This is a genomic window from Flavobacterium sp. 120 (genome assembly GCF_003633605.1).
Taxonomy (GTDB): domain Bacteria; phylum Bacteroidota; class Bacteroidia; order Flavobacteriales; family Flavobacteriaceae; genus Flavobacterium; species Flavobacterium algoritolerans.
Genome location: NZ_RBKZ01000001.1, coordinates 3,588,728 through 3,613,867, shown reverse-complemented (window position 1 = coordinate 3,613,867; position 25,140 = coordinate 3,588,728). Strand labels below are relative to the sequence as shown.

The window sequence follows — 25,140 nt, the reverse complement described above, 5'->3', positions numbered from 1 at the left end:
AAAAACAAAAAAATACATGGGTTTAGTAACCGCGAAAGAAGTTGCAAAAGCAATAAATGCAGACAAGTACGGAGTTCTGGGGACTTTTTCTGGCTGGATGCTAATGAAGGTGCTAAAAATCTCTACCTTAAACAAAGTATACGACAGAAATAAACATTTAAAAGACGTTGCGTTTTTAAATGGGGTATTAGATGATCTACAAATAAAATTCGAAATTCCGGAAGAGGATTTAAAACGTTTACCAAAAGACGGTGCTTATATCACCATTTCAAATCATCCGCTAGGAGGAATTGACGGTGTTTTATTATTGAAATTAATGCTTGAAAGAGAACCTAATTTCAAAATTATCGCCAATTTTCTTTTGCATCGCATTGCCCCTCTCAAAAAATACATCATGCCTGTGAATCCCTTTGAAAATCACAGGGATGCTAAGTCAAGCGTGGTGGGAATCAAAGAAACCTTACGTCATTTAAGCGATGGAAAGCCGTTAGGAATGTTTCCTGCGGGAGAAGTTTCTACGTATAAAGACGGAAAATTAATGGTGGATAAACCCTGGGAAGAAGGTGCTATTAAAGTCATTAGAAAAGCCCAAGTTCCTGTTGTTCCCATTTATTTTCACGCTAAAAACAGTCGATTATTTTATTTACTTTCTAAAATAAGCGGCACTTTTAGAACGGCAAAACTGCCTTCGGAAGTGTTTAGCCAAAAACATCGTGTGATAAAAGTACGTATTGGCAAACCTATTTCGGTAAGTGAACAAAACGAACACGCAACGATTGAGGAATATTCCGAGTTTTTGAGAAAGAAAACCTATATGCTCGCCAATCCTTTCGAGAAAGAAAGTAAATTGCTGACGCCTCCAAATTTGAAACTTCCTAAAAGTCCGAAGAAAATTGTTACTCCTGCCAATAGTGAGAAAATGATTGCCGAAGTAGATGCTTTAAGAAGTACGGATTGTCGTCTTTTACAAAGCAAAAACTACGAAGTTTTCTTTACTGAAGCTGCTAAAATTCCAAATATTCTGCACGAAATTGGCCGTCTTCGAGAAATCACTTTCCGCGAAGTTGGAGAAGGAACAAACGAATCCATTGATTTAGACAAGCACGACCAATATTACCATCATCTTTTTTTATGGGATAATGAAGCCCATAAAATTGCTGGTGCGTATCGAATGGGTTTAGGTTCTGAAATTTATCCGAAATACGGAATAAATGGTTTCTATCTCAACGACTTATTCCGATTTGAACCGGAATTAAATGATATGATGCACAAGTCTATCGAAATGGGCAGAGCTTTCATCATCAAAGAATACCAACAAAAACCAATGCCCCTTTTCTTGCTTTGGAAAGGAATTATGCACACTACTTTGCGTTTTCCAGAACATAAATATTTGCTTGGTGGCGTGAGTATCAGCAATCAATTTTCTGATTTCTCAAAATCATTGATGATTGAATTCATGAAGTCCAATTATTACGATCCTTATATTGCACAATACGTTCACCCTAAGAAAGCTTACAAAGTAAAACTGAAAGATGCCGATAAGGATTTCATATTTGACGAAGCCGAATCTGATTTGAACAAGTTTGATAAAATCATTGATGAATTAGAGCCAGGAAGTTTGCGTTTGCCGGTTTTGATTAAAAAATACATCAAACAAAATGCAAAAGTGGTTGCTTTTAACGTGGATCCGTTGTTTAACAATGCCGTTGACGGATTAATGTACATCAGAATTGCAGATATTCCAGAAAGCACCATGAAGCCCGTAATGGAAGAGTTTCAGGCAGAATTGGAACGAAAATTAAATGACAAAGAAGATTAATATCAATTAGATATAAAAAAATCCCGTCTCGTTCTAAAAAGACAAGACGGGATTTTTTATTTCTAGTTTATCTCCAGATGGATTCTTTCAAAATAGAATCTAAAGAATTGTTATTTATAAAGAAAATCAATCTTATGATATGATATCCAACTAGAAAAATACCCAAACTATAGGCTAGTCTTTTATTGTACATAACAGTATTAAAATACTCTTTTTTAGTAATTAATTCAATAGACAGTATAACAATGCTAACAATACTAAATGCAATCACAAAAGGACCTAATATATGATAGCTTATGCTCTTGTAAAAATCTCCCTGATAAAAATAAACCAATGATTTTGTAATTCCACAACCCGGGCATGGAAAGCCTGTAATCATTTTGAAAGGACACAAAGACTGATCGGTCTCAAGATGATTATCATCATTAAAAAACATTAAAAAAAACGGAACCATGAGTGTGAAAACAGCGCCTATAATTCCGTAAATTTTACGTTTATCTTTACTATTAATTGTATAATTTATTGATGTCATTTTGAACTATCATTGCGGCAATCATTGGAAAGAAAAGCCCTAAAATAAGCAGCAAAACCGTATCGTCTTTTTGAGCTGAACCAGATCTATGATATACATCAGGAAGTCCGTCTCTGCCAGCTAAATAAAAGAAATAAATATTTACAGGATAACAACAGCCCGCAAATATGGCAATGGGTTGTGAAATAACTTCTCTCTCAGAAACAGCATTAAAAACTTCTGCAACTTTAATATTCCAATAGATTAAATACAATCCACAGGTTAAAAACCCAAAAATTAATACTAATACTGGATCTACTTTAAATACTGGAATGGGTTTCCTTGGAGTGTTCCAAGTTTCTTGTGCGATTTCTTCCATTTTGGTTTGGTTAAATTTAAGTTAGTAAATATTGAAATTAAAAATTTTATTGAAATGCTGTATCGATTGGTTCCCAAAGTTCTATCTTATTCCCTTCGACATCTAGAATCCATCCAAATTTTCCATACTCATAAGACTCCATATCACCTACAATTGTTACACCCTCCTCTGACAATTTTTGTAATAACTTTTCTAAATCATCCACTCTAAAGTTTTGCATGAACTGTTTCTCACTTGGTACAAAATAATTGGTATCATCTGCAAATGGCGACCATTGGGTAGAACAATCATTCCCATCTTTATCTTTCCACCAAAAAGTGGAACCATATTGATCCGTTTTTAAACCCAGGTGTTTTCCGTACCAAGCTACCAGTTCTTTGGGATTTTTTGATTTAAAAAAGAAACCACCGATTCCCGTGACGCGTTTCTCCAGCTCCGTATCTTTGGCTTGACCAAAATACTTTGCTTTTATTTTATCAACTATGACTTGCGCCAATCGTTCATGGCTTTCGAATGTCCAACCGGCAATATGCGGACTCAAAATCACATTCTTGGCGTTCAACAAATACTGGAAAGCTTCGGGAGTATTTTTATCTTGAAACAGCGTTTCGAATGACAACTTCTCGTATTCCAAAACATCTAAACCAGCTCCTAGAATTTTTCCGGATTGCATGGCCGCAACCAAATCAGCAGTGACAATATTCTTGCCACGAGACGTATTTATAATCCAAAAAGGTTTGGCGAATCCATTGATAAAATCACTGTCAACCATTTTATCTGTTTCGGGAGTCCACGGAATATGCAAACTCACTACATCTACTTTTTGCTGGAATTCTTCCAATGAAACCTGCTTTGCATTTACATCGCCTACATTTTCCTGAATGTCATAACACAACACTTCGACATCAAAACCACGGAGTTTCTTGGCGAATGATTTTCCCATATTTCCGTAACCAATAATCCCCACCGTTTTTCCGTCAAGTTCATGTCCACGATTGCTTTCACGGTTCCAATGTCCGGATCGTATCTCTCTGTCCGCTTCATTTAGCTTATTAAAAAGCGACAATATCATCCCCAATGTATGTTCGGCAACAGCATTTCGATTTCCTTCGGGAGCAGCAATAAGCGTAATGTTTTTGGATGCTGCATAATCGCAATCGATGCTTTCTAATCCGGCTCCAACGCGTGCAATGAATTGCAAATTAGTGGCTTTGTCCAAGAAAGCCTTGTCAATTTTGAATCGGCTTCGAATGACAATTCCCTGATATTCTTGAATTTTAGATTCAATTTCTTCTTTTGACGAGGTAAAATCGCTGTGATTTATAAATCCGGACTGTTGCAATTGATCCCAAAGCAAGGAATTATTGCTATCGATATGAAGGACTTTGATATCCATAAAAGTAGTATTTTTTGATACTTCAAATTAACAAAAAAATTACGGTTTATTGTTTTATCGAAGGAAATTAGCTCATAAAATCGTAAATTAGCTTTCTCAATTTTTATTATAAATCTCATGCTTATAATAAATGAAAAAACAAAAATGAAATTAACGAAAACATTCAACGCTTTTTTTGAAAGCGAAAAAGCCGGTGGACTCTTATTACTTTTTGCAACAATACTCTCTCTTTTATTAGCCAATTCATCCATTCAAACTGAATATATAGCTTTATGGGAAACCAATATTGGAAGTCATTCCATAACACATTGGATTAATGACGGCTTAATGGCTATCTTTTTTCTTTTGATTGGTTTAGAATTAGAACGCGAAATGTACCAAGGAGAATTATCCAGTATTAAAAATGCCGCTTTACCTATTTTTGGCGCATTAGGCGGAATGGTTGTCCCAGCCGGAATCTTTTTACTGTTGAATTTTGGAACCATCACACAAAACGGAGCCGGAATTCCTATGGCGACTGATATTGCTTTTGCTATTGGAATCCTGTCACTTTTAGGAAATCGCGTTCCTACATCACTCAAAGTATTCTTGACTGCGCTTGCTGTAATTGATGATTTAGGTGCTATTATGGTAATTGCAATATTTTACACGGACACTATTGCTTTTATGAATTTGTTTATCGCTTTTGCCATTATGGGCGGTCTATTTATCCTTAACCGAAGAAAAGTTCACAGCCTCATTCCTTATTTGATTGGTGGTGCTGCCATGTGGTATTTTATGTTAAATTCTGGTGTACACGCAACGATAACCGGAGTATTATTGGCCTTTGTAATTCCGTTTGGTGATGGAGGCAAGAAAACTTCTTCGTATCGATTACAGCATTTTTTACACAAACCAGTGGCTTTTTTTATTCTTCCTTTGTTTGCTGTAGCCAACACTTGTATTGCCATAAATTCAGATTGGCATGAGGGATTGAATCATCCCAACACAATTGGAATTATACTGGGTCTTGTGGTAGGAAAACCATTGGGGATCTGGTTATTTTCATTCCTGGCTGTTAGTTTAGGAATTTGCAGTTTGCCTAAAGACCTAAAGTGGAGCAGTATTCTAGGTGCAGGAATGCTGGGCGGAATAGGTTTTACCATGTCTATTTTTATAACCTTACTTGCTTTCAAAAACGACGGAGAAGAAGTCATTACTTATTCAAAAATTGCGATTTTGATTGCTTCCTTTATTGCGGGAACCATTGGCTTTTTATGGTTGAAATTTAGTTTGAACCCTGCTAGAGCAAAAAAAATGAAGATTTAACCAATAGAATTAGTTAATGTCTCTAATAAAAAAAGTGGTGTTTAGTTTTAAAACTAAACACCACTTTTTATTGAAACTTATGATTATAATTAGGCTATTTATAAGCTAAGTCCGTTTTATTTATTATCCCTGTCCTTTACTTATTAGTCCAATAATCAACTACGGTAACTTTCTCTGGAGCCGGACTCAAAACAGCCACAAAAGCTTTATGATCCGGATGAATCAAGTACGCATCTCTATCAGCTTCACTGTTGAATGTTAAGGTAAAACAATGCGTCAAACCATTATTCAAGTTTTCAGGACTGTTATTGATTCCCCATTCATACGCTTTTATCAATTTGATTTTATGTTCCAAATTCCCAAAAGCAGTTACCACTTTGTCAATTGCTGCCGCATCGGTTCCGGCTTTCCAACCAAACATCACCACATGCCTAAGCACTTGTTTTTGTTTATTTTGTTGAGCATTTACAGTATAACTTGAAATTAAAATAAGGGTTAAAAGCAGTAGTTTTTTCATGGTAGTTTTTTTTCAAATATAGTATTTATTTGATTGTGTAAACAAATATCAATATTTGCGAAGCTTAAGTAAAAAAATTGCGCAAAGTCAGAGACATTTGCGCAGCTTATATAATCAAGATTTTACGGAACTCGAGGCTTACCCCTTAATTTGTTTCAAGGACGTTTTGATTCCTCGTATCAGGGACGAACTGAATCCGTGCATTTCCATTTCGTTCAATCCGGCTATGGTACAGCCTTGTGGTGTAGTTACGCGGTCAATTAATTGTTCCGGGTGTACTTTTTCTTCCAGCAGCATTTCGGCAGCACCTTTTACGGTTTGTGCCGAAATGGCTAATGCGGTTTGCCAGTCAAATCCTATTTCGATTCCGGCTTGCATCGATGCGCGAATGTATCGCAACGCAAAAGCAGTTCCGCTGGCCGCAAGAACAGTTGCTGCATCCATTAATTTTTCGTCAATAATAGGAGCAGTTCCCAAACTCTGAAAAAGAGAAACTACATCTTGTGCTTTCTCTTTGTCTTTTTCGTGAAACGCAATACAAGTTGCTGATGCACCAAACTGTGCCGCAATATTGGGCATGATTCGGATGGCACTATTAGCAGCACCGATTTTGTTTTGTAAATTTTCTATGGACAATCCACTCACTGCCGACGCAATAATTTTATTCGAAATTACTGGAAGGATTTCGGCTAAAACGGTATCCACTTGATATGGTTTTATGGTCAAGATAATGACATCGGCCTCCTGAATCTGATGGATATTATTCGTAGAAACCGTAGCACCCAATTTTTCAAGATACAGAATGCTTGATGTGTTTCTTCTGGTTACGGTTACTTGGTTCTCTGGTGAAAATTTTGATAGTCCTAATGCGATAGAAACACCTAAGTTTCCGCCGCCAATAATGTGTACTTTCATGCTAGTTGTGGTTTTTCCTTTCCCCTCCCGAAGCTTCTGGACTCTCCAAAGAAAAGTAAGCCGTTAGGGAAAAGTGTTGGTTGTGTAGTTATAGTTGTATTAGTTATTTTTTAATTTCTCTCTATTCTTTTTGTTCAATTCTTTCTTAAAATCCCAGAATCATTTTTGCTATCGAAAAATAAATCAGAATTCCACAAATATCATTACTCGTTGTGATAAACGGTCCGGTTGCTAATGCGGGGTCAATGCCAAATTTATCGAGTAACAACGGAACAAAAGTCCCTATTAACGATGCAATAATAATTACCGACATCAATGCTATAGTAACAATAACGCCAATGATCAATTCGACATTCAACAGAAAATGACTTCCTAAAAACAATATCGTAGCCAAAATCAGTCCGTTTAATAAACTTAGTGACACTTCTTTGACCAATCTATTAAACAAGGATCCGCTCAACGTATTGTTAGCCAAACCCTGCACTATAATTGCTGATGATTGTACGCCTACATTTCCTGCCATTGCGGCAATAAGTGGTGTGAAAAAGAACAAATTCCCATGTTCAAACATCGCTCCTTCAAACAAGCCGAGCACTTTTACGGAGATAAAACCACCTAAAAGAGCCAAAACCAACCAAGGCAATCGTGCTTTTGTATGTTCAAAAATGCTGTCATCAGCTTCAACGTCTTGCGAGATACCTGCTGCCAACTGGTAATCCTCATCAGCTTCATCCTTGATTACGTCTACAATGTCATCAATGGTGATTCTTCCCACTAATCGTCCCATTTCATCTACGACGGGAATGGCTTCTAAATCGTATTTTTGCATGATTCGGGCCACCTCAACATCTTCGGTATCTACTTTTACAGAGTTTAATTTTCGGATGTAAACATCACTTACCGGTGTTCTGGAAGAAGTGGTCAATAAATCCTTGAGTGACAAACGGCCTTTCAATCTATCTTCATCATCCACGACATAAATCGAATGGACTCTGGAGATGTTTTCGGCCTGAATGCGCATTTCTTTTACACACGTTAGCACATTCCAATTTTCATTGACTTTAACCAATTCCTTGTGCATGATTCCACCTGCGGTATCCTCATCATAACGCAATAAGTCAACAATATCTTTGGCGTGCTCAACATCCTGAAGTTCTGATATTACTTCGGCTTTCAAATCTTTCGAAAGCTCTGCAATAATATCGGCTGCATCATTCGTTTCCAGCTCATCTAATTCTTCCGCAATCTCTTTTGGCGAAAGCCTGCTTAATATATTTTCCCGCAAATCATCTTCCAGTTCCAGAAGAATTTCGGCGGTTTTTTCACTGTCTAAAACTTTAAAAATATAGGTCGCTTCATTAAAATCAAGCTCATCGAGAATTTCAGCAATATCAGCATGGTGCATATCATTCAATAAGACTTCCAGTTGCTGGTCGTTTTTATTTTGAATGAGTTGCTCTAATTCCTGAATTAATTCTTTGCTGATTTTAAACTCCATCGGCTTCTATTTTTTGGGTAAGTTCTATGAACTGTTCTACATTTAATTGTTCTGGTCGAAGGTCAAAAATTTTATCTTCTCTTAAACTATCCGACAAATTTAAGGTTTTTAAACTATTTCGTAACGTTTTGCGTCGCTGTTGAAAGGCCGTTTTCACTACCGTGAAAAACAATTTCTCACCACATGGCAAGCTGTAATCTTTCTTTCTGCGCAAACGTAAAACTCCCGATTTTACCTTTGGTGGCGGAATAAATACATTTTCATCAACTGTAAATAAATACTCGGCATCATAAAAAGCCTGAACCAGAACCGATAGAATTCCATACGCTTTTGTTCCCTTTTTTTCACAAATACGTTGCGCTACTTCTTTCTGAAACATCCCTGCAAATTCCGGAATCTGATCGCGGTATTCCAAAGTTCTGAAAACAATTTGTGTCGAAATATTATACGGGAAATTCCCAATGATAGCGAATTGTTTCCCTTCAAAAACATCGTTTACATTATATTTCAGGAAATCTTTAGAAATGATTCTGTCTTTTAATTTTGGATAATTTTGGTCCAAATACGTCACTGATTCCGTATCGATTTCAATAACGTACGTATTCACCGGTTTATCCAACAAATATTTTGTCAAAACTCCCATTCCCGGACCTATCTCTAATACATCATCATATCCTTCTAAGTTCAACGTGTCAGCAATGTCTTTTGCAATGCTTTCGTCTTTAAGAAAGTGTTGTCCGAGGTGTTTTTTGGCTGTTACTTTTTCCATGTTGTCATTGCGAGGCACGAAGCAATCTCGCTTTATTTTAAGTTTATTTTGGCACTAAGGCACAAAGTGTATTTTATTTCAAATTGGAGATCGCAGATTGCGACTTCAAGATTGTGGTTCAAAACGACAATCTGAATGTGATTGCTTCGTTCCTTGCAATGACTCTAAAAATCTGCAATCAATTCTAATTCTGTTCTAAAAGCAAGCATTTTGTCTCCAAACAACTTTGCTCCTTCTTCGCGAAAAGCCGGCGCATCCTCCTGATAATATTTCTCCAAAGTTTCTTTGCTGTCTGTTGCGTATTGAACAGAGTACGTTACTCCGCCCATTTCTTCTTCAATTAAAACCCGTACCATTCTTGCCGAAGAGAATTTTCCCGTAGCCAAAATTTCAGGAATGTGTTTGTATTGCATCCAAATCATCCATTGATCGTGAACGCTTTCATGTATGTTTGTGGTAACGTTGTATAGTATCATTTTTTTTGTTTAACTGGTTAATTGTTTAACTGGTTAATCGACTCAACAATTAAACAGTTAAACTTTTTTACAAATTAGTATCTCCTCGCAATTGTCTGAATTTCTTTCTTGCTTCCACAAAATAAATACTGTCCTGATGATTGAACAATACCTTTTCATATAATGGTTTCGCTTTTTCGGGTAACGATTGCTTGTTATAAATTTCTGCCGAAAAATACAACGCTTCATCTATATAAATTCCGTCGCTATGCTGGTCAATAATCGTTTGGTATTGGCTTAAAGCCAAAGCAAAATCACCTTTCTTTTCATATATTTTCCCTAATCGCAACAAGGTCACGGCCTCTATTTCTTGTCCTTTATAGTTTTTCAAAATCGTCTGAAACTGCGTTACCGCTTCCTGATTCCTGTTTTGATACAACAGATAATCTCCTTTTGCAAATTGCTTCAAAGCCGTTTGTGTCGAATCGGCAACAGTATTGTCGTTGATTAACAGAAAAAATTCCAAAGCATCATTGGCAATCAACTGCGTATTCGCTGATTTCAATTCCTTAAATTGTTTCAATGCCCAAGCAAAATCGGTTTTGAAATAACTGGTTTTTGCGGCTTTCAAACTGGCTTCATGTGCCATTACATCATTCTTCAAATCCAATTCAATCTGCGAATAATAAATCAAAGCCTGATTGAATTTTTCTTCGTAAAGTAAAATATCTGCCAGTTCCATTTTGGCATTAGCCACTTCATAATCATTCAATTTCAATTCCAATGCTCTCTTGACAATTGCCTTTCCTTCCTCTGGTTTTTTCAAATTAAATGCCGTGAAATGTGCCTGAATCAGCTGCAAAGATAAGGTAAAAGGACTTATTTCAAATTGTTTCAACAAACCGTCTAATTCTGTGTTGATGGCTGCAAAGTCATTTTCGGATGCTTTTTCAATTTTCATGGTTACCAAATACGAATTCGCTTGGATCAACAATTCTAAATCTTGTGTATTTTCCAATACAAATCCCAAAATTTCTTTAGCTGCTTCCTGATTGTCTTCTTCAATGGCCAGTTGCCCTAAATTCACAATATTGGCAAGCGATTCCGGATTGCGTTTGTAAATGGCTTTTTCCTGAATAAATGCTTTTTCGAATTCTTTTTGCTGTACATAAAACCAACTCAAATAATGGTTCCAAAAGAGATCTTGATTTTTCTGAGTCCTTAGAATTAATGCTTTGCGCAATATTTCATTGAAGTTTGCATCACCTTCATCAGCCATAAAACGAACCAATTGATTTTGGATTCTAATGGAGTTTTGAGGATTCGCAAACGCCTCGTCCAGAAAAGTGGAAATCATCATTTCCATATTAGACAATTGACCGTAAAGCAATCCTATTTGATAATTGAAATTAAAATTAGGCTCTAATTCTGTGGCGGTTTGGTAGGATTTCAGGGCGTATTCGAGCAACACTTTTTTCTCAAAAGCGTTCGATATTCCGTAGACTTCATTTGGATTTTTTCTGATTCGGTCCAATGCTTGATCGTAGTAGATCTTAGCTTTGACATCATTTTTTTGCAACTGAAAATTATAGCCTAATTCTACCAGAAGATTCCCTTGATTGTACTTGTTAAATCGTTCCTGAATGGCTTTTTCGGCACTTTCAAACTGTTGCAATTGCTGAGAACAATCTATTATTCTTAAGAAATACTGGGAATTTAACGGAATCTCTTGCAGCAACTCTTCATAGCTGATTTTTGCTTTTTCAAAATCGCCTTTGTCATAATAATACTGCGCTAATTGTTCGTTTTGAGAAAAACAAAGCAATGAAAAAAACAGGGTAATATGTAGAAAAATATTTTTCATCTTAAAAGTGTTCAGTATTCAGTGTTCAGTTTGCCAAACGGTGCATTGTCCAAAAAGCTAACTGAACACCGATCACTGAGGACTGAACACTAATTAATCTATAATATCAAACCTGCAATACGGACGTAAAACCTCAGGAATTACAATTCCTTCCGGAGTTTGGTAATTTTCTAAAATTCCAGCCAAAACTCTTGGCAAAGCCAATGCGCTTCCGTTTAAAGTGTGTGCCAATTGGTTTTTTCCGTCTTTATCTTTGAAACGCAATTTCAAACGATTCGCTTGAAAAGTCTCAAAGTTAGAAACTGAACTGATTTCTAACCAACGATCTTGCGCTGTAGAAAACACTTCGAAATCATACGTCAAAGCTGAAGTAAAACCCATATCTCCACCACAAAGACGCAATATTCTATATGGTAATTTCAATTCCTGTAATATATTTTTAACGTGTTCCACCATTCCGTCCAAAGCTTCGTATGACTTATCAGGATGTTCTACACGTACAATTTCCACTTTGTCAAATTGGTGCAAACGGTTCAATCCACGTACATGCGCTCCGTAAGAACCTGCTTCACGACGGAAACATGGCGTATAGGCCGTTGTTAAAACGGGTAATTCATTTTCGTTCAAAATCACGTCACGAAACAAATTCGTTACCGGAACCTCAGCCGTTGGAATCAAGTACAAATCATCCGTTTTATCGTGATACATTTGCCCTTCTTTATCCGGTAATTGTCCCGTTCCGTAAGCGGATGCTTCGTTGACCATGTGCGGAACCTGAACTTCATTATACCCTGCAGCAGTATTTTTGTCCAAGAAATAATTGATCAAAGCACGTTGTAAGCGAGCTCCCTTTCCTTTATAAACAGGAAATCCTGCGCCTGTGATTTTCACACCCAATTCAAAATCAATGATATCATATTTTTTTACCAATTCCCAATGCGGTTGCGCTCCATCATGCAAAACTGGAATTTCCCCTTCTTCAAAAACGTTTAGGTTTTCCTCCGGTGTTTTTCCAACAGGAACAATATCAGCAGGAAGATTGGGTAACGTATATAATTTCTCTAAAAGTTCAGCGGCAAGCGCATCAGCTGTTTCCGCTAGAGCTTTGCTTTTCTCTTTGTTTAAAACGGTTTTTTCTTTTAGAATTGCGGCTTTTGCTTTCTCTCCGCCTTTCATCAATTCGCCAATATCTTTGGATAATTTATTAGATTCGGATAAAATATTGTCTAGCTCCACTTGCGTAGCGCGACGTTTTTCATCCAGTTGGACCACTTCTTCAACAACACTTGTAGCATCGATGTTTCTCTTTGCCAAAGCGGTGATTACTTTTTCTTGATTCTCTCTAATAAATGCGATTTGTAACATAGCTTGATTTTTTTAACGCTAACTTTTATAATAATGGAAGCAAATTTAAGGAAATGTTTGATAGAAATGGGGGAAAAAATTCGTCAAAAATCAAAAGTCATAAAGTCCAATACTAATGTATGATTCAAATGCCCTAATGTTTAATTTACATTGACAATAGAACTTCAAAAAAACAAATAAAAACAGGACTTTAAAAACTTTATGACATTGGACTTTTGACTTACTTAGTCTCTTTTAATCTCGTGCCCCACAAATTCTTCTAAGGTTGCAAACATGTCGTCTACAGAAAGGACTTCAAAATCTGGGTGGGTTTTTAAGAAAGCAGCATTCAAAGTAATTAGATTTTCTTCTATTTCAAAAAAAGTGTCGTTGTTAAGCAAATCTCGGATAGGATTTACGCCTTCTAATTTCCCTTTTAGGAATTTATTCAGCTTCACACTGCTCATCAGTTTTACTTTTTTGGATTGCTGTTGGAACAATTCCAAATGCTTTTCGGCACCAATTAATGCCAAACCTTCTTCGATTAATTCGTTTAATTCTTTATCCCAACCGGAATTGTATACAAACTGAGCAAAATTTCCTTCGGTATATTGTGAGGTATAATAATCTAAATAATAACTCATTATAGCATCTTCGTGAATCAAATCATCGTTCACGCCTTCCTCACGCATTAAGTTGATTACCGAAATATTAGAGTGAATCACATCTTGAAGGTTCTCACTATTAAAGGCTGTTTCTGAAATAATTATTCTACCGAATTCCATAGGTTTTGTGTTTGAATATGTGCTGCAAATTTCGGGTAAAATAAAACAGAAAAGAAATACAATTCGATTTATATGCTATCAGATTCGTCACTATTCTTTTTCTGATTCATTTTTGTAACCAAAGCTTTCAAACGCAACGCTTTTTCTTTTTTTTCTTCTTGAAGTTTAGCCTTTTTCCGATTGAGCAATTTGGTATGTAAAGCCTTATTTTTGGTGTTTTTTTCGGGTCCTTTTGCCATAATGTAGAAACTTCTTTAATTACGGTTACAAATATAAAAAAAAGCTACATTATAAATGTAGCTTTCCTTCTTTACGTGTTATTGATAAAAAATGCTTTAATTAAATTTTTATGGATAAAAATTGCCAAAAAATCCTCGTTAGATTAGTCCAAGTTAGTAGACGAAATCTGCTTATTTCTTAAAGAAGAAGTCGTGGATATCGATGATCTGATTTCTTCCTATCTGAACTAAATCATTAGTTTCTTTTAGAAAAATACCTAAAGATCTTTCATTGTAGATAAATTTCATATCATTTGAGTAATCCGTTACAACATACATGTCGCCAGTTAATTCAAAAAATGGAAGTGCAATTTTACTGTTAATTTTCAAGCCTTTATTTACAATCTTGCCTTCCAATAATTTATCTTTAATCAATTTACTATCATTAACACCCGAAGCAACTTTAACATAGGATGTCATCATTTTGATCCATTCACTTTCGTCAATAAGATACCATTTTACTTTATCGAAGTTAACACCGTTCTCATTTACCCAGCCATTACTGGTAAATCCAAACAAAACTTGTTTTTTACCATTTAACTCAGGCTTTTCTTGTGGCTGAAACTCTTGAACATTGAACAAGATTACAGATACGGAAGACATATCCTTTAATTTTTTACCGTCAAAATCTAATGTTTTTAATGAAAAGCTAGTTAATTCCGGGTGGTTTTTTAATATCCATTGGGTTGCGGTTAGCTCAGCTTGCTCTTTCATCTGTTCAACGGCAAATATTCCAGCGCCAATAGCGGCTATACCCGCAATAGCAGCTACTGCTGCAGCACCATTATTTTGAGCTTCAGCTTTTTTAGGAATTAATATTAATACGATAATTAGTAATGTAATTAATTTTCTCATTCTGTTTAAATTTTAGGTTCTGTATTAAGCTAGCATTCATTGCAATTCTGCCCTCAAATTTATCGAGACGAAAAAACATACACTTACGGCTTTCCACATTTGGCTAAAAAAATGTGCCTTTAGAATTTTTTCTCCTGCAAGGTTTACAAAACTTTGTAGGTATGTTTTTAGATATAAACACCTACAAGGTCAAAAAAAACCTTGCAGGAAGAGAAAGCTCACAAGACTTATACATTTTTATAATCCGGGTTTTCCTAGCCCCGATAGCAGTGAAAATCCTTTTACTTTTTTCTTTAAAAAGTAAAAGATTGCAACGGATAGCGGGACATCGCAGATTCAGCGAAGCTAAATAGCTTCAAATAAAATTGGATTCCTTATTTTTGCACCTCGTTCTGAATTAATTTCAGAATCTAAAAATAAATTTATGATACAGAATCCAAAAAGATATACGATTACAGCGGCATTGCCGTATACGAACGGACCAATTCACATTGGCCATTTGGCCGGTGTTTACGTGCCTTCGGACATATATTCCAGATATTTAAGATTGCAGGGAAGAGACGTTTTGTTTGTTTGCGGAAGCGACGAACATGGCGTGGCGATTTCGATGAAAGCCAAAAAAGAAGGCATAACGCCACAGGAAGTAATCGACAAATATGACGGAATCATTCGTAAATCGTTCTCTGATTTTGGAATTTCGTTTGATAATTATTCCAGAACTTCGGCTAAAATTCATCATGATACGGCTTCGGAATTTTTTAGAAAACTGTATGAACAAGGGGATTTTATCGAAGAAGTGACCGAGCAATTGTATGATGCGAAAGCAGATCAGTTCCTCGCAGACCGTTTCGTGGTGGGAACTTGTCCAAAATGTGGCAACGAAGAAGCCTACGGTGATCAATGCGAAAAATGTGGTTCGACGCTGAATGCTACGGATTTGATTAATCCTAAATCGACAATTACTGGAGAAACTCCAATTTTGAAATCGACGAAACACTGGTTTTTACCTTTGGACCGTTATGAAGAGTTTTTGAAAGAATGGATTCTTGTTGGACATAAAAACGATTGGAAGCCGAATGTTTACGGACAAGTAAAATCGTGGATTGATGGCGGATTAGAACCTCGTGCGGTAACTCGTGATTTGGATTGGGGAATTGACGTTCCTGTTGAAGGTGCCGAAGGAAAAAAATTATACGTGTGGTTTGATGCGCCGATTGGCTACATTTCTTCTACGAAAGAATGGGCTTTACGCGAAGGAAAAGATTGGGAACCGTACTGGAAAGATCAGGATACAAAACTGGTTCACTTTATTGGGAAAGACAATATTGTTTTCCATTGCATCATTTTCCCGGCGATGTTGAAAGCCGAAGGAAGTTATATTTTGCCAGATAATGTGCCTGCGAACGAGTTCTTGAACTTGGAAGGAAATAAATTATCTACTTCTAAAAACTGGGCGGTTTGGTTGCACGAATATTTAGAAGAATTTCCGAATCAACAGGATGTTTTGCGTTATGCCTTGACATCGAATGCGCCGGAAACAAAGGATAATGATTTTACTTGGAAAGATTTTCAGGCGAGAAACAACAATGAATTGGTTGCGATTTATGGAAATTTCATCAATCGTGTTGTGGTTTTAACCAATAAATATTACAACGGAATTGTACCTCAACCAAACGAACTTTCGGAAGTGGATGAAGCGACTTTAACTGAATTGAAAGCGTATCCAGCTGTAATTTCGAGTTCTGTGGAACGTTACAGATTCCGTGAAGCGTTAAGTGAATTGATGAATGTGGCTCGTTTAGGAAATAAATATTTGGCGGATGAAGAGCCTTGGAAAGTTATCAAAGACAATCCAGAACGCGTGCAAACTCAAATGTATGTGGCGCTGCAAATTGCGGCTGCGTTGAGTTCACTTTGCGAACCTTTCCTACCATTTACGGCTAAAAAATTATCAAGAATTTTAAAAATAGAAAGTCCGTTGAATTGGAATACTATTGCTCAAAATTCTGATTTGATTCCGGCTGGACATCAAATTGGTGAAGCCGAATTATTGTTTGCCAAAATTGAAGACGAGGAAATCCAAAAACAAATAGACAAACTGGAAGCTACTAAAACTGCCAATACTGCCGAAAACAAAAAAGCAGAACCACAAAAAGAAGCGATTCAATTTGAGGATTTTGCCAAAATGGATATCCGTACAGGAACGATTCTGGAAGCCGAAAAAATGCCAAAAGCGAACAAGCTTTTGATTTTAAAAGTAGATACTGGAATTGATGTTCGCACTATTGTTTCGGGAATTGCCGAGAGTTTCAAACCGGAAGATATTATTGGTAAAAAAGTTACTGTTTTAGTGAATTTGGCACCAAGAAACCTTCGCGGCGTAGAAAGCCAAGGAATGATTTTGATGACTACGAATGCTGAAGGAAAATTGGTATTTGTAAACCCGGATACCGATGGCGTTGCCAATGGAGAGACTATAAATTAAGACTTTTTGAAAAAAGTATAAAATTGCGTGACTTAATTAAAATTTTAATTAAGTCACGCAATTTGCATTTAAAAAACATTTTTTAACTACTAATATTTTAAAAAAAAATAAGATATTAGCTAAAAAATAAACCTATCTAAAAATGATAAAAAAAACACTTCTTGCGTCTTTAATTTTAAGTAGTTTAATTTCTTTTTCACAAGAACTGGTATCTTCTATACCTCTTGAGCTAAAAAAAAATCGAGATGTTTTTCAGACTATAAATAACGATAAAAAAGAAATTACTTTATTTATTGGTGATAAAATAAAAGTAAAAGCAATTCAACTCGATGAAAAAATGAAAATCGTTGATAGTATTTCATCCGAAAGGCCAAATACTAAAATTTACACGAAGATGATTGGCTACAACATCAACAATGACAACACTAGACTTTTTTGGTCATCAAATGATTCCAAGGATATTTTTACTGAATTATACGATTTCAATAACCATAAAACGACAACAAAACAACATTCTTTATTATTAAAAGACGAAAAAGTTTTACAAAAATTTAGTGATATAGATTTTTTTTACATCCTAACAGTTATCAAAAAAAGTAATGATTTAAAAATCTATGTTTTTGATAAAGAAGGTGATTATACCGAAAAAAAAATCAATTTGAACGAATTTACTTTTTATAAATCAGACTATACACAATCAAACTTATATGAAGTATTAGGAGAAAATTTACTTCCTTTTGAAGCGCCTTTCTCGTTGCAGCTTATAAATACCGACAACCCAACATCTCTAACTGATAGTGCCAAAAAGAGAAAATGTTATTTCAAAAACAATCGAATTATCATTACCCTTGACACGAATATCGAGTTTACCCAAATTATCACTGTTGATTTAACAGATTTTAAAGCTACTGAAAAAAAAATAAAAACCCACGATATAGAAGAAGACCGAACGTATTTAAATTCGAATTCATTTTACTTTGACAACAAATTATATCAATTAAAAAGCGCATCCAATCTATTTTATCTTACTGTAAAAGATTTAGACGGAAAAGTATTGAAGGAACATACCGCTAAGTCATCCGAACCAATCGATTTTAAAAATTCGGAAGTTCAACTGGAAGGAGGAGATTTTGGAGGAAAGAGAACCTTAGAAAATTCTTCACAGTTTATTCGAAAAGTAAACAATTTATATCCTGGTGTTAGCTGCTATACAATTGGCCAAAACACACTAATTACTTTTGGGGGTGTTTCTCCAGTGCAACAGTCAGCCAGCCAATTTGGTATGGGCCAATTTGGCTTAATTGGAGCACTCGTTTCAATCGCCGTGCACAACCCTGGCATAGAGAGTTTTAATTCCTACTCAAATAGAAAAGTGGTTAAAACAGACGGATTATTTGACAAGGAAGGCAGTCATATTAAAGGCGATTTACAACCTTTAGCGTTTGATAAAATCCGTACTTTTTTCGATACATATAAAGATGTTTCATCACAAACATTATTTAAAACCGATGCTTATTATTTAGGTTATTATGATAATAAAACAAAGGAATATATTATCAAAAAATTTAATGATTAAAAATAGAACATAATTAATTTTTGGATTTTATTAATCAACCATTACAAAAAAAATGAAACTAAAAGTAATTGCTTTCGACGCCGATGATACCTTATGGATCAACGAAACGTATTTTGATGAAACCGAGAAGAAATTCTGTGGTTTGATGGAAGATTATTTGTCGCATCAGGGAATTTCGAAAGAACTTTTTAAGGTCGAAATTGACAATCTGAAATTGTACGGCTACGGAATCAAAGGCTACATTCTGTCGATGATTGAGGCCGCGATGACTATTTCGAATAATACACTTCCTGTAGAAATTATCGAAAAAATAATTCAATATGGGAAAGAATTACTGGAAAAACCGATTGTTTTATTGGATGGTGTCGAAGAAACTTTAGACGCTTTACACGGAAAATACAAACTAGTGGTTGCCACCAAAGGCGATTTATTGGACCAACGCCGAAAATTGCACAATTCTGGTTTGGGTCATTATTTTCATCATATTGAAGTGATGTCGGACAAGCAAGAAATTGATTATTCTGATTTAATAAAACGACTCGAAATACAACCTGAAGAATTTTTTATGATTGGTAATTCCTTAAAATCAGATGTTTTACCAGTTTTAGCTATTGGCGGACACGCCGTTCATATTCCGTTTCATACAACTTGGGCACACGAAAAAATCGACCATAAAGTAGAACATGAAAATTTCAGTGCTTATGAAAAAATAACAGAAATACTAAAAAGACTGGAATAATAAAAACCTGTTTTAAATCTCTTTGAATCATTAATAAAAGTCTTTTCAGCTAAAAAACACTTGAATTTAAAGTTAATATCTTTGTGTAATCTATAAAAAAAGTACAAAATATTGCTAAAAATGCCGTTGCTAACTCCGTTTACAGAATTAAAACTAATTCTTACATAATTAACTGTTTAATATTTCTTATCTAACAATATGTCGTATTTTTGCATAAAATTTTAAACAATAAAATTATGAAAAAAATCATACTTACGTTAGTTTTTGCTTCTGCAATGACAACTTTGAGTGCTCAAACAGAAAATGTAGAAAGCGCAACTACAGGAACTGAATTTAACAAATGGTCTGTTGAATTAGCTGGTGGTGTTAACAAACCACAAAGACCTATGAGTCCTGGCCAATTTACTTCAACACCTAGTCCTTATGTTGTTGATCTTGGAGTTAGATACATGTTTAACAACAAATTTGGTTTGAAAGCTGATTTTGGATACAACAGTTTTGAAGGACAAAAAAATTCAATTGATTTTGACACTAAGTACTACAGAGTAGACTTACAAGGTGTTGCTAACTTAGGTAGAATCATGAATTTTGAAACTTGGACAAACACACTTGGTTTATTAGGTCATGCTGGTTTCGGTTTGGCACAATTAGAAGATCAAAATTCTGCGTTGAAAGACAGAATGGGTAACTTTATGGCTGGTATAACAGGTCAGATCAAGTTATCTAACAGAATTGCTTTAACTGGAGATTTTACAACAATCTTAAATGCATCTCAAGATGCTGCTTTTGATGCTGCAAGTCTTTCAGGTACAAGAGGTTTTGGAGGAATTCTTTTCAATGGTACAGTAGGTTTAACTGTTTACTTAGGTAAAAACGAAAAACATGCTGACTGGGTTATCGACCATGAAGGTAGATTTGACGCAATTGATGCAAGATTTATGGCTATTGAAAATAAAATGCTAGATTCTGATAAAGATGGTGTAGCTGATTATTTAGACGAAGAGTTAAGTACTCCTGCAGGAGCAATGGTTGATACTAAAGGAAGATCAATTGACAAGAACAACAATAATGTTCCTGATGAAACAGAAGCTTTTATCATAAAAAATTATGGTAGTACTACTAACAACTCTCCTCTTTTAACAAACAACGAGTTGATTACTAGTTTAATTAACGGTGGTTATGTTGCAGTTTATTTTGACTTCAATAAATCTACTCCAACTAATGTTTCTACAGAAGGTATTGACTTCATGTTAACTTACTTGAGAAACAATCCTACTGCTTCAATTGATATTGTAGGTCACGCTGACGAAGTTGGAAGATCTGCATACAATGATAAATTATCTAATGCAAGAGCAAACAATGTGAAGAACACTTTAGTGAAAGCTAATGTTGATGCATCAAGATTGAATGTAATTGCAGCTGGTGAAGATACTTCAGTAGATATCGATTCAGAAAACGCAAGAAGATTAGTAAGAAGAGTTACTTTCAGAGTAAAATAAGCTACTTTTTTATATCAAAAAGCCCTAAAGGAAATTTCTTTTAGGGCTTTTTTTATGGCTGTTATTTTCGTTTTTTATCACCAAAAAAAAATCAACATTACAGCATCCGAAACATCCATTTTATAATTTGTTCGCAACAAAAGTTGGATGAAATGAATTCCAGATTTCAAAGAATAGCTGTACTTTTGAATCCTAAATAAAATTACAAAATCTTGAAAACACTTTTAGATATAGAGAACTGGTCCAGAAAAGAACATTTCCATTTTTTTAGACAATTTGAAGAACCCTTTTTTGGTGCAACCGTAGAAATCGACTGCACCAAAGCCTACGCAACAGCAAAATCATTGAACGCCTCCTTTTTTATCTATTATTTACACAAAACATTAGTTGCAGTCAATACTACCGAATCATTTCGCTACAGGATTACGGATGACCAAATATATGTTTGTGACCAAATTAATACTTCTGCAACTATTGGTCGTGAAGACGGTAGTTTCGGATTTTCTTTAATCGAATACAACGCAGATTTTGAAATTTTCACTACAAATGCATTGACTGAAATTGAAAGAATACAAAACACGACAGGCCTTTTTACCCGAACATTTACAGATGATAATGTAATCCATTTTTCGGCGATTCCATGGCTGGATTTCACTTCATTATCGCATGCACGAAGCTATACTTTTCCGGATAGTTGTCCGAAAATTTCCTTTGGAAAAATGAAAATTGCTGAAAACGGAAAAAGAACCATGCCAATGTCTATACATGTGCATCATGGATTAGTTGATGGCTTACATTTAGGACAATTTGTAGATTTTTTCCAAGATATTATGAATCAATAGATTAAGTTTTTTTGTAACTTTACTTAAAACTTACTGCCATGTTATCAAAAAATATAGAACAAGCGCTGAACAATCAGATTCGAATTGAAGCTGAATCATCCCAAACCTATCTTTCTATGGCTTCATGGGCTGAAACTCATGGTTTGGAAGGAATTTCAAAATTTATGTATGCTCAATCTGAAGAAGAGAGGGTACACATGCTTAAACTAGTCCGCTACGTAAATGAACGAGGTGGTCATGCTAAGGTTAGCGAATTAAAGGCACCAAAGATCAGCTACGGAACATTTAAGGAAATGTTTGAAGAATTGTATAAACATGAAGTTTTTGTTTCTGATTCGATTAACAAACTGGTTGATATTTCATTTTCTGAAAAGGATTATGCCACACACAACTTTTTACAGTGGTATGTAGCTGAACAAATTGAAGAAGAAGCTCAGGCAAAACTTATTTTGGATAAAATAAACCTGATTGGTGACGATAAAGGTGGTTTGTATTTATTTGACAGAGATATGCAACAACTAACTTTAAACAGCACATCTAAATAATCAAATATTGTTTAGCAAATAACTTGATTTTAATTTTTTTAGAAATTGAGTAAAAAGAAAAAAAATAAGGATACGAAAAAGGATAAAAAAAAGTTCCTTAAAAATGGATCTGCTAAAGAAAACCTCAAGTCTGAGTGTTGCGAAAAATATAAAAAAGGAGAACATAAACGTTGCAAAAACTGTCCAAAATTTGATTTACGCAAAAAAGACAAATAAACAATATCAGTTATCGTTTACCGTTCAATAATCCATAAAAAACCACCGATAGTTATCGATGGTTTTTTTGTTTGGTTTCAGTCGTAATTTACAACATTACAATACTTATAGACTGAATATTACTTCCCTAAAAGAAGCACATCATTTACCACTACTTCGGTAACATAGCGTTTCTCCCCATTTTTATCATCATAACTTCTATGTGTCAATTTCCCTTCAATGGCAATTTCTTTGCCTTTAGTAACATATTTTTCAATGATTTCAGCTGTTTTTCCCCAAGCTACAAGCTTGTGCCATTGGGTTTCTTCTACTTTTTCTCCTTTGTCGTTTTTGTAGCTCTCGTTGGTTGCTAATGTGAAATTGGCTAATTTTTTTCCTCCGTCAAAAGTTTTGATTTCCGGATCATTTCCTACGTGTCCAATTAACTGTACTTTGTTTCTTAATGTGCTCATGGCGTATACTATTTAAATGTTAGTGTATGTTTTGTTGAATTGGTCTTTCAAATCAACATTGCAAAGATGCGGTGACTTCCAAAAAGTATTCGGTTACTAACTATTTACTTTCGGTTGTAACTATTTGTAAACGTTTGTAAATGGGAAAATTTAGCTATATTTGATGAAAATCAAATTCTTATGCAAGCCAAAATAAACAAAGTAGAGTTACGAAATCTGAAATTTGACGACTACAAAGAGTTAAAAAACTCCATGGTAGAATCTTATCCGGAAATGGTTGGCTCTTACTGGAGAGAACATCATATTGAAAAATTATTAAGCATTTTTCCTGAAGGTCAATTGGTAATTTTAGTTGATGGAAAAGTAGTAGGTTCTGCATTATCACTCATTGTTGATGAAAGTCTGGTCGACAAAAACCATAATTATTCTGATATAACCGGAAAATATACCTTCTCTACCCACAACCCGAAAGGAGATGTTTTATACGGAATAGATGTTTTTATTCATCCAAATTATAGAGGATTACGCCTTGGCAGACGTTTATATGATGCCCGAAAAGAATTATGTGAACAATTGAATTTAAAAGCAATTGTTTTTGCAGGAAGAATTCCTAATTATGGACAACATGCAAAAAAACTTACTCCAAAAAATTATATCGAAAAAGTAAAAAGAAAAGAACTTCACGATCCCGTACTTTCTTTTCAGTTGAGTAATGACTTCCACGTGATCCGAGTAATGAAAAACTACTTGGAAGGGGACTCTGATTCCAAAGAATTTGCCGTTTTACTGGAATGGAATAATATTTATTACGACGAAAGTCCAAAATTAATAAACCTTGCAAAAAGCGTCATCCGACTAGGATTAGTACAATGGCAGATGCGTCAATTGAATAATCTGGAAGCTTTGTTCGAACAATGCGAATTTTTTGTCGATGTTGTTTCTGGCTATGGAAGTGATTTTGCTTTATTTCCGGAACTGTTTACCGCGCCGTTGATGGCGGATTACAACCATTTATCTGAAGCCGAAGCCATACGGGAATTAGCCAAACATACTGAACCCATTCACAAACGTTTCCAGGAATTAGCCATTTCTTATAACATAAACATCATTACAGGAAGTATGCCGTATTTAGAAAACGGCACGTTATACAATGTTGGTTTTCTTTGTAAAAGAGACGGAACTTCAGAAATGTATGCTAAAATTCACGTCACGCCAAACGAAGTACAACATTGGGGAATGACCGGAGGATCACAAATTAAGACTTTTGATACCGATTGCGGAAAAATAGGTATCGTAATTTGTTATGATGTAGAGTTTCCGGAACTTTCCAGATTAATGGCGGATGAAGGGATGAATATTTTATTTGTACCGTTCTTGACTGATACTCAAAATGCCTACACAAGAGTCAAACATTGTGCACAGGCCAGAGCAATTGAAAACGAATGTTATGTCGCTATAGCAGGCTGTGTTGGGAATCTTCCAAAGGTGAACAACATGGACATTCAATATGCGCAATCTGCGGTGTTTACACCATCAGATTTTGCCTTTCCAAGTAACGGAATAAAAGCTGAAGCTACTCCGAATACTGAAATGACCCTAATTGTAGATGTTGATTTGAATTTATTAAAGGAACTTCACGAGCATGGAAGTGTTCGAATTCTTAAAGATCGTAGAACAGATTTGTACGAAATTAAAAAAATAAATCCATGAAAACCTGCCTAGAATGTGGAGAGAAAATTGTAGGTCGCGAGGATAAGAAATTCTGTAGTGACGGCTGTCGTAATGCCTACAATAATAAAATAAACAAAGACAGTACTAATTTTATGCGCAACATCAACAATAAGTTACGCAAGAATTACCGTATTTTGTCAGAGCTTAATGTTGAAGGAAAATCAAAAACCACTCGAGCAAAACTCCTGAGTAAAGGTTTCGATTTTGAGTTTTTTACTAATGTTTTACAAACCAAAACTGGAAATACCTACTATTTCCTATATGACCAAGGCTATATGCTTTTGGATAATGATTTTTATATGCTAGTCAAAAAAGACATTTAAATACCACAACCCCAAACCTATCTAACCAAAAATGAAAAA

The 25,140-nt window shown here is 35.1% G+C and carries 24 protein-coding genes and 1 pseudogene; 10 read left to right on the top strand and 15 right to left on the bottom strand.

Annotated elements, in window-relative coordinates:
* The first annotated feature begins 16 nt into the window (after window positions 1-16).
* Complete coding sequence (locus C8C87_RS15505; protein ID WP_099713855.1) at window positions 17-1,819, top strand: lysophospholipid acyltransferase family protein; 1,803 nt, start codon at window positions 17-19, stop codon at window positions 1,817-1,819.
* A 67-nt stretch (window positions 1,820-1,886) separates the two neighbouring features.
* Here the strand turns inward: C8C87_RS15505 and C8C87_RS15500 are convergent, their stop codons facing one another.
* The 4 genes and pseudogenes from C8C87_RS15500 to C8C87_RS15490 all read right to left on the bottom strand — a co-directional run.
* Window positions 1,887-2,351, bottom strand: coding sequence for a DUF2752 domain-containing protein (locus C8C87_RS15500; protein WP_121343213.1), 465 nt, complete (start codon window positions 2,349-2,351; stop codon window positions 1,887-1,889).
* On the bottom strand, window positions 2,326-2,709 hold the full coding sequence (locus tag C8C87_RS15495; protein WP_099713857.1) for a DUF4234 domain-containing protein: 384 nt from the start codon (window positions 2,707-2,709) through the stop codon (window positions 2,326-2,328). The genes C8C87_RS15500 and C8C87_RS15495 overlap by 26 nt, the downstream gene beginning before the upstream one ends.
* A gap of 46 nt (window positions 2,710-2,755) precedes the next feature.
* Window positions 2,756-3,082 carry a VOC family protein gene (locus C8C87_RS15990; RefSeq protein WP_369869870.1) on the bottom strand — a complete coding sequence of 109 codons (327 nt, stop codon included), beginning with the start codon at window positions 3,080-3,082 and terminating at the stop codon, window positions 2,756-2,758.
* An 84-nt stretch (window positions 3,083-3,166) separates the two neighbouring features.
* Window positions 3,167-4,105, bottom strand: a pseudogene (locus C8C87_RS15490) (2-hydroxyacid dehydrogenase); the annotation flags it as partial.
* Window positions 4,106-4,249: 144 nt separating this feature from the next.
* On the opposite strand from C8C87_RS15490, the gene nhaA reads away from it, so the two are divergent.
* Window positions 4,250-5,413: a Na+/H+ antiporter NhaA gene (gene nhaA, locus C8C87_RS15485; protein ID WP_099716221.1), complete on the top strand. Its 1,164-nt coding sequence runs from the start codon at window positions 4,250-4,252 to the stop codon at window positions 5,411-5,413.
* A gap of 136 nt (window positions 5,414-5,549) precedes the next feature.
* Here nhaA and C8C87_RS15480 read toward each other — a convergent pair whose 3' ends face one another.
* The 10 genes from C8C87_RS15480 to C8C87_RS15440 all read right to left on the bottom strand — a co-directional run bounded on the left by C8C87_RS15480 (window position 5,550) and on the right by C8C87_RS15440 (window position 14,693).
* Complete coding sequence (locus C8C87_RS15480; RefSeq protein ID WP_121343212.1) at window positions 5,550-5,930, bottom strand: Dabb family protein; 381 nt, start codon at window positions 5,928-5,930, stop codon at window positions 5,550-5,552.
* 138 nt (window positions 5,931-6,068) lie between these two features.
* Window positions 6,069-6,845, bottom strand: coding sequence for a pyrroline-5-carboxylate reductase (proC, locus tag C8C87_RS15475; RefSeq protein ID WP_099713860.1), 777 nt, complete (start codon window positions 6,843-6,845; stop codon window positions 6,069-6,071).
* Window positions 6,846-6,990: 145 nt separating this feature from the next.
* Window positions 6,991-8,343 (bottom strand): magnesium transporter, encoded by a 1,353-nt coding sequence (gene mgtE, locus C8C87_RS15470; RefSeq protein WP_099713861.1) that lies wholly within the window; start codon window positions 8,341-8,343, stop codon window positions 6,991-6,993.
* A complete protein-coding gene (rsmA, locus tag C8C87_RS15465; protein WP_121343211.1) occupies window positions 8,333-9,112 on the bottom strand; it encodes a 16S rRNA (adenine(1518)-N(6)/adenine(1519)-N(6))-dimethyltransferase RsmA in 780 nt (259 codons plus the stop codon). The genes mgtE and rsmA overlap by 11 nt, the downstream gene beginning before the upstream one ends.
* Window positions 9,113-9,276: 164 nt before the next feature.
* Entirely contained in the window at window positions 9,277-9,588 is a 312-nt protein-coding gene (locus tag C8C87_RS15460) for a DUF4286 family protein (protein ID WP_099713863.1), read from the bottom strand.
* 67 nt (window positions 9,589-9,655) lie between these two features.
* On the bottom strand, window positions 9,656-11,431 hold the full coding sequence (locus tag C8C87_RS15455) for a tetratricopeptide repeat protein (protein WP_121343210.1): 1,776 nt from the start codon (window positions 11,429-11,431) through the stop codon (window positions 9,656-9,658).
* A gap of 93 nt (window positions 11,432-11,524) precedes the next feature.
* A complete protein-coding gene (serS, locus tag C8C87_RS15450) occupies window positions 11,525-12,796 on the bottom strand; it encodes a serine--tRNA ligase (protein ID WP_121343209.1) in 1,272 nt (423 codons plus the stop codon).
* A 224-nt stretch (window positions 12,797-13,020) separates the two neighbouring features.
* Window positions 13,021-13,560: a DUF4375 domain-containing protein gene (locus C8C87_RS15445; RefSeq protein ID WP_121343208.1), complete on the bottom strand. Its 540-nt coding sequence runs from the start codon at window positions 13,558-13,560 to the stop codon at window positions 13,021-13,023.
* 68 nt (window positions 13,561-13,628) lie between these two features.
* The gene (locus C8C87_RS15860) at window positions 13,629-13,799 is read right to left on the bottom strand and encodes a hypothetical protein (RefSeq protein WP_199716388.1); all 171 of its coding nucleotides are present in this window, start codon (window positions 13,797-13,799) and stop codon (window positions 13,629-13,631) included.
* A gap of 171 nt (window positions 13,800-13,970) precedes the next feature.
* On the bottom strand, window positions 13,971-14,693 hold the full coding sequence (locus tag C8C87_RS15440) for a hypothetical protein (RefSeq protein ID WP_121343207.1): 723 nt from the start codon (window positions 14,691-14,693) through the stop codon (window positions 13,971-13,973).
* 424 nt (window positions 14,694-15,117) lie between these two features.
* Here C8C87_RS15440 and metG point away from each other — a divergent pair, with 424 nt between their 5' ends.
* From metG to C8C87_RS15405, 6 genes are all read left to right on the top strand, one after another.
* Window positions 15,118-17,178, top strand: coding sequence for a methionine--tRNA ligase (gene metG, locus C8C87_RS15430; protein ID WP_121343205.1), 2,061 nt, complete (start codon window positions 15,118-15,120; stop codon window positions 17,176-17,178).
* Window positions 17,179-17,320: 142 nt separating this feature from the next.
* On the top strand, window positions 17,321-18,754 hold the full coding sequence (locus tag C8C87_RS15425) for a hypothetical protein (RefSeq protein ID WP_121343204.1): 1,434 nt from the start codon (window positions 17,321-17,323) through the stop codon (window positions 18,752-18,754).
* Window positions 18,755-18,806: 52 nt separating this feature from the next.
* The gene (locus C8C87_RS15420) at window positions 18,807-19,493 is read left to right on the top strand and encodes an HAD family hydrolase (protein ID WP_121343203.1); all 687 of its coding nucleotides are present in this window, start codon (window positions 18,807-18,809) and stop codon (window positions 19,491-19,493) included.
* 236 nt (window positions 19,494-19,729) lie between these two features.
* Window positions 19,730-20,992 carry an OmpA family protein gene (locus C8C87_RS15415; RefSeq protein ID WP_121343202.1) on the top strand — a complete coding sequence of 421 codons (1,263 nt, stop codon included), beginning with the start codon at window positions 19,730-19,732 and terminating at the stop codon, window positions 20,990-20,992.
* 212 nt (window positions 20,993-21,204) lie between these two features.
* Window positions 21,205-21,834, top strand: a complete 630-nt coding sequence (locus tag C8C87_RS15410) for a chloramphenicol acetyltransferase (protein ID WP_121343201.1) — start codon at window positions 21,205-21,207, stop codon at window positions 21,832-21,834.
* Window positions 21,835-21,872: 38 nt separating this feature from the next.
* Window positions 21,873-22,379: a ferritin gene (locus C8C87_RS15405; RefSeq protein WP_121343200.1), complete on the top strand. Its 507-nt coding sequence runs from the start codon at window positions 21,873-21,875 to the stop codon at window positions 22,377-22,379.
* Between the two features lie 335 nt (window positions 22,380-22,714).
* Here the strand turns inward: C8C87_RS15405 and C8C87_RS15400 are convergent, their stop codons facing one another.
* Window positions 22,715-23,047: a single-stranded DNA-binding protein gene (locus tag C8C87_RS15400; RefSeq protein ID WP_099713873.1), complete on the bottom strand. Its 333-nt coding sequence runs from the start codon at window positions 23,045-23,047 to the stop codon at window positions 22,715-22,717.
* A gap of 180 nt (window positions 23,048-23,227) precedes the next feature.
* Between C8C87_RS15400 and C8C87_RS15395 the strand changes: the two genes are divergently transcribed.
* Entirely contained in the window at window positions 23,228-24,757 is a 1,530-nt protein-coding gene (locus tag C8C87_RS15395) for a bifunctional GNAT family N-acetyltransferase/carbon-nitrogen hydrolase family protein (RefSeq protein ID WP_121343199.1), read from the top strand.
* Entirely contained in the window at window positions 24,754-25,101 is a 348-nt protein-coding gene (locus tag C8C87_RS15390; RefSeq protein WP_121343198.1) for a hypothetical protein, read from the top strand. The genes C8C87_RS15395 and C8C87_RS15390 overlap by 4 nt, the downstream gene beginning before the upstream one ends.
* Window positions 25,102-25,140: the final 39 nt, after the last annotated feature.

Bases quoted from the DNA above. Each gene is read 5' to 3' on its own strand.
- C8C87_RS15505 (WP_099713855.1), top strand. From the start codon at position 17: ATGGGTTTAGTAACCGCGAAAGAAGTTGCAAAAGCAATAAATGCAGAC.
- C8C87_RS15500 (WP_121343213.1), bottom strand. From the start codon at position 2,351: ATGACATCAATAAATTATACAATTAATAGTAAAGATAAACGTAAAATT.
- C8C87_RS15495 (WP_099713857.1), bottom strand. From the start codon at position 2,709: ATGGAAGAAATCGCACAAGAAACTTGGAACACTCCAAGGAAACCCATT.
- nhaA (WP_099716221.1), top strand. From the start codon at position 4,250: ATGAAATTAACGAAAACATTCAACGCTTTTTTTGAAAGCGAAAAAGCC.
- C8C87_RS15480 (WP_121343212.1), bottom strand. From the start codon at position 5,930: ATGAAAAAACTACTGCTTTTAACCCTTATTTTAATTTCAAGTTATACT.
- proC (WP_099713860.1), bottom strand. From the start codon at position 6,845: ATGAAAGTACACATTATTGGCGGCGGAAACTTAGGTGTTTCTATCGCA.
- mgtE (WP_099713861.1), bottom strand. From the start codon at position 8,343: ATGGAGTTTAAAATCAGCAAAGAATTAATTCAGGAATTAGAGCAACTC.
- rsmA (WP_121343211.1), bottom strand. From the start codon at position 9,112: ATGGAAAAAGTAACAGCCAAAAAACACCTCGGACAACACTTTCTTAAA.
- C8C87_RS15460 (WP_099713863.1), bottom strand. From the start codon at position 9,588: ATGATACTATACAACGTTACCACAAACATACATGAAAGCGTTCACGAT.
- C8C87_RS15455 (WP_121343210.1), bottom strand. From the start codon at position 11,431: ATGAAAAATATTTTTCTACATATTACCCTGTTTTTTTCATTGCTTTGT.
- serS (WP_121343209.1), bottom strand. From the start codon at position 12,796: ATGTTACAAATCGCATTTATTAGAGAGAATCAAGAAAAAGTAATCACC.
- C8C87_RS15445 (WP_121343208.1), bottom strand. From the start codon at position 13,560: ATGGAATTCGGTAGAATAATTATTTCAGAAACAGCCTTTAATAGTGAG.
- C8C87_RS15860 (WP_199716388.1), bottom strand. From the start codon at position 13,799: ATGGCAAAAGGACCCGAAAAAAACACCAAAAATAAGGCTTTACATACC.
- C8C87_RS15440 (WP_121343207.1), bottom strand. From the start codon at position 14,693: ATGAGAAAATTAATTACATTACTAATTATCGTATTAATATTAATTCCT.
- metG (WP_121343205.1), top strand. From the start codon at position 15,118: ATGATACAGAATCCAAAAAGATATACGATTACAGCGGCATTGCCGTAT.
- C8C87_RS15425 (WP_121343204.1), top strand. From the start codon at position 17,321: ATGATAAAAAAAACACTTCTTGCGTCTTTAATTTTAAGTAGTTTAATT.
- C8C87_RS15420 (WP_121343203.1), top strand. From the start codon at position 18,807: ATGAAACTAAAAGTAATTGCTTTCGACGCCGATGATACCTTATGGATC.
- C8C87_RS15415 (WP_121343202.1), top strand. From the start codon at position 19,730: ATGAAAAAAATCATACTTACGTTAGTTTTTGCTTCTGCAATGACAACT.
- C8C87_RS15405 (WP_121343200.1), top strand. From the start codon at position 21,873: ATGTTATCAAAAAATATAGAACAAGCGCTGAACAATCAGATTCGAATT.
- C8C87_RS15400 (WP_099713873.1), bottom strand. From the start codon at position 23,047: ATGAGCACATTAAGAAACAAAGTACAGTTAATTGGACACGTAGGAAAT.
- C8C87_RS15395 (WP_121343199.1), top strand. From the start codon at position 23,228: ATGCAAGCCAAAATAAACAAAGTAGAGTTACGAAATCTGAAATTTGAC.
- C8C87_RS15390 (WP_121343198.1), top strand. From the start codon at position 24,754: ATGAAAACCTGCCTAGAATGTGGAGAGAAAATTGTAGGTCGCGAGGAT.